Annotated in this window: 11 protein-coding genes; 8 read left to right on the top strand and 3 right to left on the bottom strand. The window is 67.4% G+C overall.

The features are described from left to right. Positions 1–7 precede the first annotated feature (7 nt). From IB257_RS01960 to IB257_RS01945, 4 genes are all read left to right on the top strand, one after another. Positions 8–415 (top strand): DoxX family protein, encoded by a 408-nt coding sequence (locus IB257_RS01960; RefSeq protein ID WP_054456781.1) that lies wholly within the window; start codon positions 8–10, stop codon positions 413–415. A 231-nt stretch (positions 416–646) separates the two neighbouring features. After that, the gene (locus IB257_RS01955; RefSeq protein ID WP_166738291.1) at positions 647–811 is read left to right on the top strand and encodes a hypothetical protein; all 165 of its coding nucleotides are present in this window, start codon (positions 647–649) and stop codon (positions 809–811) included. A gap of 30 nt (positions 812–841) precedes the next feature. Continuing rightward, positions 842–2407 (top strand): adenylate cyclase, encoded by a 1566-nt coding sequence (locus IB257_RS01950; protein ID WP_192491775.1) that lies wholly within the window; start codon positions 842–844, stop codon positions 2405–2407. 98 nt (positions 2408–2505) lie between these two features. After that, complete coding sequence (locus IB257_RS01945; RefSeq protein ID WP_119451100.1) at positions 2506–3042, top strand: peroxiredoxin; 537 nt, start codon at positions 2506–2508, stop codon at positions 3040–3042. Positions 3043–3128: 86 nt separating this feature from the next. Here the strand turns inward: IB257_RS01945 and IB257_RS01940 are convergent, their stop codons facing one another. Together IB257_RS01940 and IB257_RS01935 are read right to left on the bottom strand one after the other, a co-directional pair. Next, positions 3129–7850: an Ig-like domain-containing protein gene (locus IB257_RS01940; protein ID WP_192491774.1), complete on the bottom strand. Its 4722-nt coding sequence runs from the start codon at positions 7848–7850 to the stop codon at positions 3129–3131. Positions 7851–8398: 548 nt separating this feature from the next. Next, a complete protein-coding gene (locus IB257_RS01935; RefSeq protein WP_192492141.1) occupies positions 8399–9847 on the bottom strand; it encodes a CoA transferase in 1449 nt (482 codons plus the stop codon). 281 nt (positions 9848–10128) lie between these two features. Between IB257_RS01935 and phrB the strand changes: the two genes are divergently transcribed. Further along, positions 10129–11547, top strand: a complete 1419-nt coding sequence (gene phrB / locus IB257_RS01930; protein WP_119451097.1) for a deoxyribodipyrimidine photo-lyase — start codon at positions 10129–10131, stop codon at positions 11545–11547. A gap of 123 nt (positions 11548–11670) precedes the next feature. Continuing rightward, positions 11671–12630, top strand: a complete 960-nt coding sequence (locus IB257_RS01925) for a PAS domain-containing protein (protein ID WP_119451096.1) — start codon at positions 11671–11673, stop codon at positions 12628–12630. On the opposite strand, the gene IB257_RS01920 is transcribed toward IB257_RS01925, so the two are convergent. Beyond that, positions 12590–12925, bottom strand: a complete 336-nt coding sequence (locus IB257_RS01920) for a tetratricopeptide repeat protein (RefSeq protein WP_082401201.1) — start codon at positions 12923–12925, stop codon at positions 12590–12592. The genes IB257_RS01925 and IB257_RS01920 overlap by 41 nt on opposite strands. A 264-nt stretch (positions 12926–13189) precedes the next feature. Between IB257_RS01920 and IB257_RS01915 the strand changes: the two genes are divergently transcribed. Then, positions 13190–14395 (top strand): MFS transporter, encoded by a 1206-nt coding sequence (locus IB257_RS01915; protein ID WP_054456775.1) that lies wholly within the window; start codon positions 13190–13192, stop codon positions 14393–14395. A 9-nt stretch (positions 14396–14404) separates the two neighbouring features. Further along, on the top strand, positions 14405–14896 hold the full coding sequence (locus IB257_RS01910; protein WP_059380299.1) for a glutathione peroxidase: 492 nt from the start codon (positions 14405–14407) through the stop codon (positions 14894–14896). Positions 14897–14904 lie beyond the last annotated feature (8 nt).

Below are 14904 nucleotides of genomic sequence, written 5' to 3'. Positions count from 1 at the left end.
ACTCACCATGATCAAATCCGACGACACCGGCAAGCTGATCCTGCGCCTGACCCTCGGTATTCTGATTCTGCTGCATGGCCTGTTCAAACTGACCGGCGGCGGCGTCGGCGGCATCAGCGGCATGCTGTCCTCGCACGGCCTGCCCGGCTTCCTCGCCTATGGCGCCTACGTCGGCGAAATCCTCGCCCCCGTGCTGCTCATCGTCGGCATCTACACCCGCCTGGGCGGTTTGCTGATCGCCATCAACATGGTCGTCGCCATCCTGCTGGCCCACTCCGGCCAGATCAGCAGCATGACCAACAACGGCGGCTGGGCGCTGGAACTGCAAGGCATGTTCCTGTTCACCGGCCTGGCCATCGCCTTCATGGGCGCGGGCCGCTTCAGCCTCGCCGGTAACGGCGGCCGCTGGAACTGACAGCCGTAACACGGCGCTACGCGCTATGAGGGGGTCGCCGAGGCGGCCCCTTTTCTTTTGCGCGGACATTGATACGAACGACATCGACGGTCACGCAGGCGCAAATATCCGTCACCGGAAAGCTGTTTCGGAACGATTACAGTGCAGAACCGTGGAGACCGGCCTGTGGCCTAATCCTGACGAGCGCAAAAAAGGCGTGAACCACGCCAGGCGCTCGGCAGGAGTCGCAAAATGAAGAAAAGCCTATTGCTGATGCTGGCCATGACCAGCGCATTGACCGGTTGCGTGGTCGTACCCGCCAGGCCCGCGCACTATCGTCCCGCGCCGGTCTACTACACGCCGCATTATTACTACCCGGCGTATCCAGCCCCCCATTACTACTATCGTGGCTATTGATCCGCGCGCCCGTTGCGCCAAGGAAAAACCATGAATACCTGTTCCCGGATCCTGCGCCCCCGCCCTCTGGCCGCGGCTGTCCTGATGGCTGCCTGTGCCAGCGTGGCGGCGCAGACCTATGAGCCGCCGCCGGCGCCCGCCGCGCCCGTCTATGACGACGGCGATCCCGCCAACGCCAACCTGGCGCTGGTGGACCGCAGCCCCCAGCCGCCGCCCCCCTTACCCGTCTATGTCCAGCCGCCAGCGCCCGCCGACGGCTATATGTGGGTGCCGGGCTACTGGAGCCTGAACCGCTACGGGTTTTTCTGGGTACCCGGCGCATGGGTGCTCGCGCCCTATGCCGGCGCGCTCTGGACACCCGGTTATTGGGGCTTCAGCAATGGCATCTACCTCTGGACCCCCGGCTATTGGGGTCCACACGTGGGCTTCTATGGCGGAATCAACTACGGCTTTGGCTACAACGGCCTGGGCTATGTGGGCGGTTACTGGAAGCGCGACCGCTTCTACTACAACCGTTCCGTCACGAACGTGAACGTCACGCGCGTGACCAATGTCTATAACCACACCGTGGTCGTGAACAACGTGGACAACCGCCGCGTCAGCTACCACGGCGGCCCATCCGGCATCCGGCGCAACGCGGACCCGCGCGAACTTGCCGCGCGCAAGGACCGCCATTCTCCGCAGACCGACATACAGCGCGGCTACGCGCGCGACGCCGGCAATAACCGGGCTCAGTTCTACGACCACAACAAGGGCCGGCCGCCCCAGGCCTACGTGGACCATCAATCCAATGGCCGGCCGCATGAAGGCCAGCGTCCGGACAATGGACGCGACGGACGCGACCGCGGCCAGGACAACAACGGGCGCGATAACCGCGGCGGCGCTGACCGGAACAACGCGGACCACGGCGACATGCAACGCGGACGCGATATGTCTGCCGGGCAGACAGGCCGCCCCCAGCAGCCGCAGGGGCAACAGGCGCGAGAGCAACAGCAGCGCGATCAGCAGGCGCGTCAGCAACAGCAACGTGACCAACAGGCCCAGCAGCAGGAACGCCAGCAACAGCAACGCGACCAGCAGGCCCAGCAACAGGCGCGTCAGCAACAGCAACGTGACCAACAGGCCCAGCAGCAGGAACGCCAGCAGCAGCAACGCGACCAGCAGGCCCAGCAACAGGCGCGTCAGCAACAGCAGCGCGACCAGCAGGCCCAGCAACAGGCGCGTCAACAACAGCAGCGCGACCAGCAGGCCCAGCAGCAGGCGCGTCAACAACAGCAGCGCGACCAGCAGGCCCAGCAGCAGGCGCGTCAACAGCAGCAGCGCGACCAGCAGGCCCAGCAACAGGCGCGTCAGCAACAGCAGCGCGACCAGCAGGCCCAGCAGCAGGCGCGTCAACAACAGCAGCGCGACCAGCAGGCCCAGCAGCAGGCGCGTCAACAACAGCAGCGCGACCAGCAGGCCCAGCAGCAGGCGCGTCAACAGCAGCAGCGCGACCAGCAGGCCCAGCAGCAGGCGCGTCAACAACAGCAGCGCGACCAACCGCGCGGAGACGGCAATGGCAACGGGAATGGCCGCGGCGGCTCCGGACGCGACTAGGACGGGCGACGCCGCCGCGCCGCTTACTGGACCCTCGCCTCCTGCACGGCTACAGTAGACCCGTTGCCGCGCGGCCCCTGAAATTCCTGGAGATTCCGATGAAGCGCATTGCCCCCTGGTTACTCCTCTGCGGCCTGCTGGCCGGTCCCTCGGCCCAGGCCGCGCTGGACGTGGGCGCGCCCGCCCCGGACTTCAGCACCCAGGCATCGCTGGGCGGCAAGGTCTACACGTTCTCGCTGAGCGAGGCGCTCAAGCAAGGTCCGGTGGTCTTGTATTTCTTCCCCGCCGCGTTCACCCAGGGCTGCACGATAGAGGCGCACAACTTCGCCGAAGCCACCGATGATTACAAGTCCCTGGGCGCTACCGTCATCGGTGTGTCGACCGACAATATCGACACCTTGAACAAGTTCTCGGTCAGCGAATGCCGCGGCAAGTTCGCGGTAGCGGCCGACGGCGATGGCAAGATCATGAAGGCCTACGACGCGGTCCACGACAAGCGTCCCGAGTACGCGCAGCGCATCTCCTACGTGATCTCGCCGCAAGGCAAGATCCTGTATGAATACACCGACATGAATCCGGACTCCCACGTGGCCAACACCATGCGCGCACTGCGCGACTGGAAGGCCAAGCAGTAGGCGGCGCTGGCGGGCATGCGCCGCTACTGTTCGGCCGCAAGTCCGTCCATGACGGCAGTCCCGCATTTATCCGCGCACATGCCTGCTCATTGCCATGGCCGCGGCGGGATCGTACTCGACGATATGAACTCCACGCGCACGGTCTTGCCCCCGTCCGCCGCGATTGCCCTCGCGGTAAGCACGGCGATACCTGGAGCGCCTGGCGCGCGCAGTTCCATCGTGGCAACGCCATTGCTATCCGTACTGCTGGTTGCCGAGGCCAGCGTGCCGAGGTTGGTCCGCCAGTTGACCGTGACGCCCGCGACCTCCAGATTGCCGTTGGCATCCTTCACGGTCGCCTTAAGGATCAGCTTTTCCTGACCGTCAGCCCGGGCAGAGGTCTTGCTGCTGGCCAGGGAAGCGACGCGGGCGGTTATCGGATCAGCGGTCAATGCCACGCGGAAGGCACGGCCCGAATCGTCTGCGCCCGTCTTGGCAGTCACCGTGGCCTGCCCCGCGAGCTTTCCCGCCGTCAGCACAACCGTGGCCTCGCCCTTGGCGTTGGTCCTGGTGGATGACGCCTCCAGCGTGCCGAGATCGGTGCTCCAGTTGACCACGTGGCCTGCGCCTCCTGAATTGCCGTTGCCGTCCAGCACTACCGCCGTGAAGATCACGGTATCGCGGGCATTGGCCACGATGCTGGTCTTGCTGGCCGAAGCGCTGCCGACGCGGGTGCGGGGCGTGGCGGCCGCAAAGGTCACGCTGGCTGTCCGGCCCGCATCCCGCCCAGGGGCCATGGCGGTGACATTCACGCTGCCGGCAACCTTCGGCGCGGTCAATACCATTGTGGCCTTGCCGGTCTCATCGGTGCTGCTGGCAGTTGCGGCCAGCCTGCCGCCGGAAGTGGTCCAATTGACGGGAATGTCGAGCGGCCTCGGCGTGCCGTTGACGTCCCACCTCACCATCGCATTGCCGTGTGCGTCCTGTACCGTGGCCGTAAATCTCACCGTATCTGCGCCATCGGCGACGCCATTGGTCTTGTTTTGCGTAAGCACGACCACGCGGGCGGTGCCGGGATCGGCCACGAAGGGACCCACGCGCAAGATCTTGCCCGGATCCGCCGCCCCTGCCTTGGCCGTGGCGACAACTTCACCGGCGGTGGTGGACACCAGCTTGACAAGAGCCTCGCCAGTGACGTCGCTAACGCTTGTCGCGCTAGCAAGGCTGCCCAGGCTGGTGGTCCAGTCGACCGTCGCCCCGGCCACGCGATTGCCCATGGCGTCTTTCACGTGGGCCCTGAGGATAATGGCGTCTACGCCATTGGCCCGTACCGGCGAGCTATTGCTACTGAACGCCCAACTAACCACTCGGGCGCTGGAAGCGTCGGCCGTAAAGGCTATCGTGGCAGTCTGGCCCGCGTCGCCGCCCGCGGCCCGGGCGTTGACGGTCGACGTGCCCACCGCAGTCGGCGCGGTCAATACAGCCGAGGCCTGGCTGTTGGCGTCGGTCTTGCTGACCGTTGCAGCCAGCGTGCCCAGACTGGCGCCCCAGTTGACCGGGACGCCCGCGCCCACCGGATTGCCCTTGGCGTCCGCAACCGTGGCCGTGAAGGTCACGGTATCCGTGCCATCGGCCAAGCCGCTCGTCTTGCTCGCCGCGACTGTCGCCACACGGGCGGTCGACGCGTCGGCCATGAAGGTGATAGACACCACCTGCCCCGCATCGCCGCCCGCAGCCTTGGCGGTAACCGTCGCGACGCCCGTGGAAGTCGGCGCGATCAGGACGGCCGAGGTTTCGCTCTTGCTATCGGTCGTGGTGGCCGCCGGGAGCTGGCCCAGACTTGTACTCCAGTTGACGGTAACACCTGCGCCCACCCGATTGCCTTGCTTGTCGACGACGACGGCCCGGAGGGTCACGGTATCGGCGCCGTTAGCCACCGCGTCGGTCTTGCTCGCGGCCAGCTCGATGACGTGGGCGCTGGAGGCGTCAGCGATGAAATCGACGGCGGCGGTCTTGCCGGGATCTCCGCCGGCGCTCTTCGCCTGGCGGGCCGGCGCGCACTTGGCGGTAACAGTCGCCGCTCCGGTCGCGGTAGGCGCGGTCAGGACGACGGTGGCCTGGCTGCTGGCATTGGTGATACTGGAAGCGCCTATCGAGCCCCGATCGGCGCTCCAGTTGACGACGATGCCCGCCCCCAACGGATTGCCTCTGCCATCATCGATCGTGGCCGTGAGTGTGACGGTGTCAGTGCCGTTGGCCAGGCCGGTGGTCTTGCTTGGGCTTAGCGCGGCCACGCGGGCCCTCAGTTCGTCTGCCGCGAAGACGGCTGACGCGGCCTTGCCGGCATCGCCATCCGCCGCCCGGGCCGTGACGGTTGCCGTGCCGGGAACGATCGGCGCGATCAGCAAGGCGGAAGCCTGGCCGCTGGCGTTGGTGACGCTGGTAGCGGCGAGCGTCCCAAGACTGGCGCTCCAGTTGACGGTGACGCCCGCCCCCACCGGATTGCCGCGGCCGTCTTCAACCATGGCGGTGAAAACCACGGCATCCGCGCCATTGGCCGTGCCCCTGGCCTGGCTGGGCGTGAGCTGGACGACGCGCGCGTTAGCGACATCCGCGACGAACGCGACCGCGGCGGTCTTGCCCGGGTCGCCGCTTGCGGCCCTGGCGGTGACGGTCGCCGCGCCAGCCGCGGTCGGCGCGGTCAGTACGACCGTGGCCTGGCTGCTCGCGTCCGTGTTGCTGGAAGCGGCGCCCAGCGTGCCCAGGCTGGCGCCCCAGTTGACGGCGACGCCCGCTCCCACCGGATTGCCTCGGCCATCCGCGACGGTGGCGGTGAAGGTCACCGTGTCCAGGCCATCGGCCAGGGCGGTGGTCTTGCTTGGCGTGAGCCGCAGCACCTGGGCATCGGATGCATCGAGCAGGAATGCGACGGATCCCGTCTTGCCCGGATCCTCGGCTCCGGCCCTGGCGGTGATGGCCGCAAGGCCTGGAACAGTGGCGGACAGCAGTTCCGCCACGGCAATGCCGCTCGCGTCGGTATTGCTGCTGTTACTGGAAAGCCGCCCGCCGGTGGCGGTCCAGTTCACCGCGACGCCCGCGCCCACTGCGTTGCCCTTGCCGTCCTTGACTGTCGCCTTCAATACAGTCTTGTCCCTGCCGTTTGCAAGAATGGACGCGGGCTGCGCAACGAGCAGCGCCACGCTGGCCGTGCCCGGCGCTTCGAGGAACTCTGCCTCGCTCCTGCCCTTGAACCCTTGCGCCTCCATTGCCTCGACCCCGATCGTGCCCGAGACAGTGCTGCTGACCAGGGCGTACGCCACGCCATCGGCATCGGTGCGGTCCGAAGACTCCCGGATCGTGCCGGCCCCCTGCAGCACCCATGTGACGGTGCGCCCCCCCATGGGTTCGGCCTGGACGCCGCGAACCTGGGCCGTGAATCTGACGTTGTCCACGCCGTCCGCCATGGCGGCGGCCTTGGAACGCGCGACGCTGACGCTGAGCGGGTTGACGCTCACGGTCATGACGTTGGACCTGATCTTGCGGCCGTGCACATCCGTAGCGGACGCCATCAGCTGATAGCTGTTGATGCCGCCGCTGCGGTAGTCGGGCAGCATCAGCGATGCGGACGCGCCGCCGCTGTATGGCATCGCAAACGGCGCCGCGGAACCGGACCATTCGATCCGGGGCGCGGCATCCGCGGCCGTCAGCGTTACCGGAAAGCTGAGGGCCGTCCGAGGATATCCGGAAGCAGCCGCCGGCAGCTGTATCGTCATGGGATCGTTCTTCTTGTATTCCAGGACGATTTCGTTGTTGCGTTCGACCAGATCCATGCGCATGCCGGCCAGCTTGCGGCTGCGCGCGACTTCACCCGGCTGCAACTGCTTGGCCAAAGGCACGCCAAGCGCGTACTTCAGGCCCAGCTTGAAGCTGGTGTCGGACTGCCCGCCCTGCCCCATGCGATGGTCCAGGCCCAGCGTGACCAGCGGCGCCGGCGTATAGGAAACACCCAGGGTCCAGGCGCTGGGATTTCTTTGCCGGTTGCTGGCGCCAAACAGCCCGACCTCGTCGCCGTAGTACTTCTCGAACATCAGCTTGCCGCCCAACTGCGGATACTGCGGCAGATAGCCTTCGGTCCGGATGTCCCAGCCGCTGGCCGGGCGTTCCTGATAGTCCCGCGCATCGGGCGAACGCTTCCAGTCGCTCAGCCGGAAATAGCCGTTCATGCTGAGCTTCAGATAATCCGCCCACCATTCGCCGCCCAGACCCAGGCGCCGATGGCCGCGCGACACGTCCTGGTCCAGGAATGCGTTGACGCCAGCCATGTAGCCATCGCCGAAATGGCGGTAGCCCAGCCCGAGGTTGACCGTGGTCCGATATGACTCTTGCAGGAGGTTGGTCCGGCGCGCGCCGAATTGGGAAAAAATCAGACTCGTCCCGGAATCGCGCAGCGGGAACAACATATCCAGAGCGCCGCCATGGAAGCTGCCCAGCAGGTCCAGCCTGGCCGTGCCGAACTGGCGCAGCCAGCTTTCCGCCGCTTGCTGGGCTGCACCGATGGCCTTGCCGCTGGCCGTCGACCTGGCGTCCGCGCTCGCCATTTGGTTGGGATTGGCGGGCAAGGGGCGTCCCTCCAGATCGGGCGCGGGATCCATGCCGCCGGGGATAGGCGCGCTGGCCGCGGCCGCGCTTGGATCCATCGCCCGCGCCCGGTCCTGAACGGCAATGCTGGCGGATGCGGCTCGGCCTTCGGCGTCGGGGAGCGGCTTGCGGTGTTCGCCGGCTAGCGGCGCGGCGCAGCCCTGGAACAGGAGCAAACTGGAAAGCGCCACGCACAGCGCCTTTCTGACTTGGCGCGCAGCCGCTATGCACCAAGCGTGTGCCTTGGATGGCTTCAGCATCGTCATGACCTTGTCTGAAAGGAATCCCGCGGGCGGGAGATGCGCCGGCCAGGCAAAGTCGCCAAGCTACTGAACTGCGGCGTCGGCGGATCCGTTCTGAGCCACATCCAGGACGAAGTCCTGCGCGCACTCCCAGCGACTACACCCGGGGATTCTGGTTGTTACTTAACAATGACAAAATATGACGACATGCTATTTATATGACTGTTGATATCAATATGTAATTTATTGATTCCATAACAGAAAACCCGATAGCTGCGCATGGCGGTATCGGGCGGGCTTGCGTGGGAAGAGATGGAAGCGCCTCAGCCATGGCTGGACGCAAGAAGTGCAGGCAGAGCGCCGGCCACAGGCTCCGGGGCCGTGCTGAGGCGCTTACATGAAAATCAGACAGAACCGCAGATGAAACCGCGGCCCTTGCTTGGAGACGCGCTGCTTCCAGCCAGACGCCGGCGGCGCGCAGGCTTGAGCGGGTGTTCCTAGTTGAATGGCCAGACCGGCGGATGCGTGCCGGGCGGGCTGGACGGACGCGTCCAGCGGGCCGGCGTATCGGAGAACTGCGCGGCGTGGCGCAGAGCCACCAGTTCGCCAAAGCCGGAGGGCTCGGTTTCCAGCAGGCCGTCGAAACCCGGCATCGGACAGGCCAGGCCGCCCTCGACACGGCCCAGGCCGCGCAGCCAATGCGCGGTCTGCGCCAGCGACACGCGCACATGCCAGCTGCCGCCTTCGGTCATTTGGCGCGCCAGCGCGGCTTGCGCGCCAAACGCCATCAGGAAGCCCGAGGCATGGTCCAGGATCTGCATGGGCATGGGCTTGGGCATGTCCTGGCCCGCGGCCTGCGCCTCGGCGTGGTTGAAGCCCGTAGCGGTCTGCACCAGGGAATCGAAGCCGCGGCGGCCGGCCCAGGGACCTTTGTCGCCATAGGCGGTCAAGGACACGTAGACAATGCCCGGACGGATGCGCGCCGCGTCCTGCGGGCCGAAGCCCAGCGCGGCCAGGCCGCCGGGGCGGTAGCCCTGCACGAACACGTGCGCGCTGCGCAGCAGGTTGCCCAGCGCGATGCGGCCGTCGGCCGTATCCAGATCGGCCAGCACCGACAGCTTGCCGCGGCTGGTATCGATGATGTTGTCGATGTTGGGCAGATGCGGGGAATTGAGCAGCATCACATCGGCGCCGTACGCCGCCAGCGCCCGTCCGCAGACCGGGCCGGCGATGATGCGGGTCAGGTCCAGCACGCGGATGTCCTTGAGCGGCCGGGCGCCATTGCCGTACTTGGGCAAGGGACGCGGATCGGCTTCGCCGATGCGCTCGATGGTCAGCAGGGGCTGCGCGGCCACCGCCAGGGCTTGGGGGTGGCGGTCCCATTCGTCGAAGCTGCGCATGGCGGCCACGGGCAGGCCCGCGTCGGCGGCCACCTGTTCGAAGTCCAGGGCCTTCCAGCGGCTCAAGGCGCGCTCGACCATCGCGCGGGTAGTGTCTTCGCCGGCCGGACAGCCCAGCAGCGCCAGCGCGCCATCGCGGTGATGAGCGAAATTGGCATGGATGCGGACCCAGCCGCCGTCGCCGCAGCGGTACAGCCCGGTGATGGGGTCCCAGGGATTGGGCGTGATGCCGTTGATGGTGTAGTGGCTGCGGCATTCCTGCGCGGCGTGCAGCATGTCGACGCCGACCTGCTGCCTGGCGCCGCCGCGCAGATTCCAGATCTCCGCGGCGGCCAGCGCGGCCGCGGCCATGCTGGTCTGCGCCGCCATGCCGACAGCGAAGGACGATGGGAGTACCGGATCGGCGCCAGTCAACACCACATGGTCCAGCGATTCGCCGGGCAGATCCACCGAGCGCCAGAGCTTTTGCAAGACGTCGCGGGACGCGTTGCCTGCGGGTGTGCGGCCCCTCAGAAAAGACGGGCGTAGGTCCATCAGATTTCCCATAGCGTTCATCTTGCTCTAGTCGTTTATTTGAATTACAGGGCGGGGACCAGGCGGCGTCAATATCCGCGGCGCGCCAGCGTGTTTCATGGTTTGACCGCAAAGCGGCGCAATCCGGCCGCGCCGGCCGCTTTCCCCCGCGAGGCCCGCGGCGCCAGCCGGCGCAAGCCAGGACACATCTACTCGTAGTTTTTACATCGTCTTCCAAGGCCGGTCTGCCGGCGCGTCCGCGCGGCGGGCGCAATATAGAATGCCAGCCTCGCCGCCCCTGCCCTGGACCACCCATGAACACGCTGCTCTGGCTGCGCACCGACCTGCGCGCGCATGACAACCCTGCCCTGGCCGCGGCCGCCGAAGCCGGCACGGTCACCGCCCTGTTCCTGGCCGCGCCCGGCCAATGGCGGCAGCACGGCGACGCGCCGGCCAAGGTGGATTTCTGGCTGCGCAATCTGCGCGAACTGTCTCGCGAACTCGGCCGCCTGGGCATTCCGTTGCGGCTGCTGACGGTGCATGACTGGAGCGAGGCGCCGGACGCGCTGGCCGCTTTCTGCCGCGACCACGCCATCGGCCAGGTCCACGCCAACGCCGAATGGGCCGTCAACGAACGCCGCCGCGATGCCGCGGTCGCCGCCAGCCTGCGAGCCCTGGGCGTGGACTGGACCCTGCATCATGGCGCTTCGCTGCTGCGGCCCGGCACGGTGCTGACCGGCAAGGGCGAGTGCTACCGCGTCTATACCCCATACGCGCGGGCCTGCCGCGAACGGCTGCGCACGGCGCCGCTGCGCGCCCTGCCCGCCCCGCGCGCGCAGACCCCGCCGCCCTGGCCGGCGGATCCGCTGCCCGCGGCCTTCGAGGGTTTCGCTGCGCCCGCCGAGCCTGTGCGCGCGCTCTGGCCCGCTGGCGAGGACGCGGCCAGCGAACGCCTCGAAGCCTTTGCCGACGGCGTCATCGACGCCTACCAGGAAGAACGCGATTTTCCCTCGCTGCCCGCCACCAGCTGCCTGTCGCCCTATCTGGCGGCGGGGGTGCTGTCGCCGGGCCAGGCCTTGCGCGCGGCGCAGGCCGCAAACCACGGGGAAATAGAGGGCGGGAAGCGCGGCGCCGCCACCTGGATCAACGAATTGCTGTGGCGCGAGTTCTATCAGCATCTATTGGCCGCCTACCCGGCGCTGTCCATGCACCAGCCCATGAAGCCGGAGACCGCCGCGGTGCCGTGGCGCGACGCGCCTGAGGACCTGCATGCCTGGCAGCAGGGCCAGACCGGCATTCCCATCGTCGACGCGGCCATGCGGCAGTTGCTGGCGCTGGGCTGGATGCACAACCGCCTGCGCATGGTGACGGCCATGTTCCTGTCCAAGAACCTGCTGATCGATTGGCGGCTGGGCGAAGCCTGGTTCATGGCGCAGCTGGTGGACGGCGACCTCGCCGCCAACAACGGCGGCTGGCAATGGAGCGCGTCCACGGGCGCGGACGCCGTGCCCTACTTCCGCATCTTCAATCCGCTGTCGCAGTCGCGCAAGTTCGATCCGGACGGCGTGTTCCTGCGCGAATGGCTGCCGGAACTGGCGCATCTGGACGGCCGCGCCATCCATGATCCCAGCCCGATGGAGCGCGCCGCCGCCGGCTATCCGCTGCCCATTGTCGACCTGGCCCAGAGCCGGTTGCGCGCGCTGGAGGCGTTCAGCGGGCTGCCGCCGGCCTGAGACGCTGGCCGCGGGCGGGAACGACGTCGGCCCCGCTTGACCTAGGTCAACGCCGCTTCCGTCCGCGTCCCGGATGATCGGTCTACGACATTCCGCCAACGCCGATCGCAGGACGACACAGCCATGCGCGACCATCCGCAGGTCCACGACCAGGAATACACGCTGCACGACGAGCAGTGCCTCATCACCCGCACCGACGCGCGCGGCCGCATCATCTACGCCAATCCGGCGTTCCTGGAGGTCAGCGGCTACACGCAGGCGGATCTGATGGGCAAGGGCCATGACACCATGCGGCATCCCGACATGCCGCTGGCCGCCTACGACGACTTGTGGCGCACGATACAGCGGGGCCAGTCATGGACGGGCGTGATCAAGAACCGGCGCAAGCATGGCGGCCACTATTGGTCGCTGGCCAGCATCACCCCGGTGGTGGAGCGCGGCGTCACCGTCTGCTATGCCTGCGTGCGCGTCAAACCAACGCGCGCCCAGATCGACACCGCGGACAGCGCCTACCGGCGCCTGCGCACCGGCATTACCGGCGGCTTGCGGTTGCGCGCGGGGCGGATCCTGCCCGGAGGCCCGCTGGCGCGTCTGCGCGACTGGCGGGCGTCGGGCATACGCGCGCGCATGCTGGCCTGGGCGGGACTTTCGTCCGCGCTGTTCCTGGCCGCCGGCGGCTTCGCGCTGCATGGCATGGCGGCCAACCTGAATATCGAGCAACTGGCCTTGGCCACGGCAGTGCTGGCCGCTGGCGTCTGCCTGATCTTCGCATCGGGTTGGGCCTATGGCCGCTCCCTGTCCGGCCTGTTGGCCACGGCCACCGACTTCACGCGGCAGATCGCGGCCGGCAATCTGGGCACGCCGCTGGCGCCGGGCAATCCGGACGATGAGATCGGCGCATTAAGATTTTCGCTGGAGGCCACGCGCAGGAATCTGGTGGGCCTGGCCCGCGACGTGCACACCGGCATAGCGGATGCGCCTGGGACGGTTGCGCAGCGGGCCGAAACCGAGGAGCTGCGCCACGCCATCGAGGTATTCCGGCTCACGCGTGCCCAGCCGCAGCCTCCTTGTCCAAGCGCTTGATGAACACCTGCAACTCCTTCACCACCTGCTGATCGCCGCGCGCCTGCGCGGCCTGCAGGCCCGATTCCCAGGCGGCGCGCGCGCCGCTCTTGTCGCCCTGTCCCAGGCAAGCCTTGCCCAGCCATTTCCAGGCCACCGAATAGGCGGGATCGAATGCCAGCGCCGCGCGCAGATGGGGCTCGGCATCGGCGAAGCAATCCTGCTCCGCGTAGGCCTTTCCCAGCGAAAAACGCAGCAGCATGTTGTCCGTGCCCTTGGCCAGCATCGCCTCCAGGCGTTCAATCATTCCTTCCATTGCCGATTTCTCCTACAGCGCGCGCATTTGGATCTGATGGACATGATAGGACGGCTGCGGCGAAACCCGCCCAATGGCCCCGCGCCGCGCAAGCCCTTGGCGGCGCCGCGGCCGGTCCGGAACAAAGGCCCGCGCCGCGTCAATTTAAGGGTATACCCTTATTCAGAATAGGGCTTTCCCCCGACGCTTGCGCGGCGCTGCCCTAGAATTCCGCCCTTGCCTTCTCTTTGCGCCGGGGCCTTCCTTTCGTCCCGGCCCTGTCCCATGCCCCTGCACCTTATCGCGCTGGCCGCCGCCGCTTTCGGCATCGGCACCAGCGAGTTCGTCATCATGGGCCTGCTGCCCAACGTCGCCGCCGACCTGCAAGTCAGCATTGACGTCGCAGGCCTGCTGATCACCGGTTACGCCATGGGCGTGGTGATCGGCGCGCCCATCATGGCCATCCTCACCGCCAGGCTGCCGCGCAAGGCCACGCTGATCGGCCTGGCCAGCACCTTCGTGGTGGGCAACCTGCTGTGCGCGCTGGCGCCGAACTACGCGCTGCTGATGGCGGCGCGCGTGTTCACCGCCTTCTGCCATGGCGCTTTCTTCGGCCTGGGAGCCGTGGTGGCCGCGGACCTGGTGCCGCGCAACCAGCGCGCCAGCGCCATTGCGCTGATGTTCACCGGCCTGACACTGGCCAACGTGCTGGGCGTGCCGCTGGGCACGGCGCTGGGCCAGGTGGCCGGATGGCGCTCGACTTTCTGGGTGGTCAGCGGCATCGGTTTGCTGGCCGTGGCCGCGCTGGCCGCCTGGCTGCCGGCCCGCATCCCCATGCAGCCCGGCAACATCCTGCGCGAATTCAAGGTGCTGCGCGACGTGCGCGTGGTCTGGCCGCTGGCCGCCAGCGTGCTGGCCTCCGCGGCGCTGTTCTGTGTGCTGACGTACATCGCGCCGCTCTTGCGCGAAGTGACCGGCGTGTCCGAACGCGGCGTCACCGGCGTGCTGCTGCTCTTCGGCGTGGCGCTGACCGTGGGCAGCACCCTGGGCGGCAAGCTGGGCGACCGCAACCTGGAAGTGTCGCTGCGCCGCATTTTCATCGGCCTGCTGCTGGTCTTCCTGGCGCTCAGCCAGGCCATCCACGCGCTGGCGCCCATGCTGGTCATGACCTTCATCTGGGGCGTGCTGGGCTTTGCCGTCGTGCCTTTGCTGCAGACGCTGATCGTGGACCAGGCGGCCGACGCGCCCAACCTGGCGTCGACCCTCAATCAGGGCGCCTTCAACCTGGGCAATGCGGGCGGCGCCTGGCTGGGCAGCGTGGCGCTGGGCCACGGCCTGCCGCTGACGGACCTGCCCTGGATGTCGGCCGGCATCACCGCCGCCGTCCTGCTGCTGACCTTGTGGGGTACGCGCTACTACGGCCGCGATGCCGGGGCTACACTCGCTGGACAACAAGCCGGCGCGCTGACGCCCTCGCGTTCGGACGCCTAAGGAGCCCGCATGAGCACCCTCTACGATTTTTCCGCCCGCGCCATCGACGGCACGGAACAGTCCCTGGACACGTACCGCGGCCGCGTGCTGCTGGTGGTGAACGTGGCCTCCAAATGCGGCTTCACGCCGCAGTACGCCGGCCTGGAAGAACTCTACCGCTCGTTCCACGACGATGGTTTCGCGGTGCTGGGTTTTCCTTGCGACCAGTTCGGCCACCAGGAACCCGGCGACGAAGCCGAAATCCGCAATTTCTGCAGCACGCAGTACGACATCACCTTTCCGCTCTACGCCAAGATCAACGTCAACGGCGAGGACGCCCACCCGCTCTACCGCTGGCTCAAGGGCGAGAAGCCCGGCGTCTTCGGCACCGAGGGCATCAAGTGGAACTTCACCAAGTTCCTGGTGGGCCGCGACGGCCAGGTCATCAAGCGCTATGCGCCCACCGACACCCCGGCCGGCATCAAGGACGACATCGAAAAGGCGCTGTCCGCGCCGGTCTGAGCCGCGCG

Source organism: Achromobacter sp. ACM03 (genome assembly GCF_014851665.1).
Lineage (GTDB): Bacteria > Pseudomonadota > Gammaproteobacteria > Burkholderiales > Burkholderiaceae_B > Achromobacter > Achromobacter aegrifaciens.
Note: the sequence above shows the minus strand (reverse complement) of the source record. Positions and strands in the feature narration are given on the sequence as shown.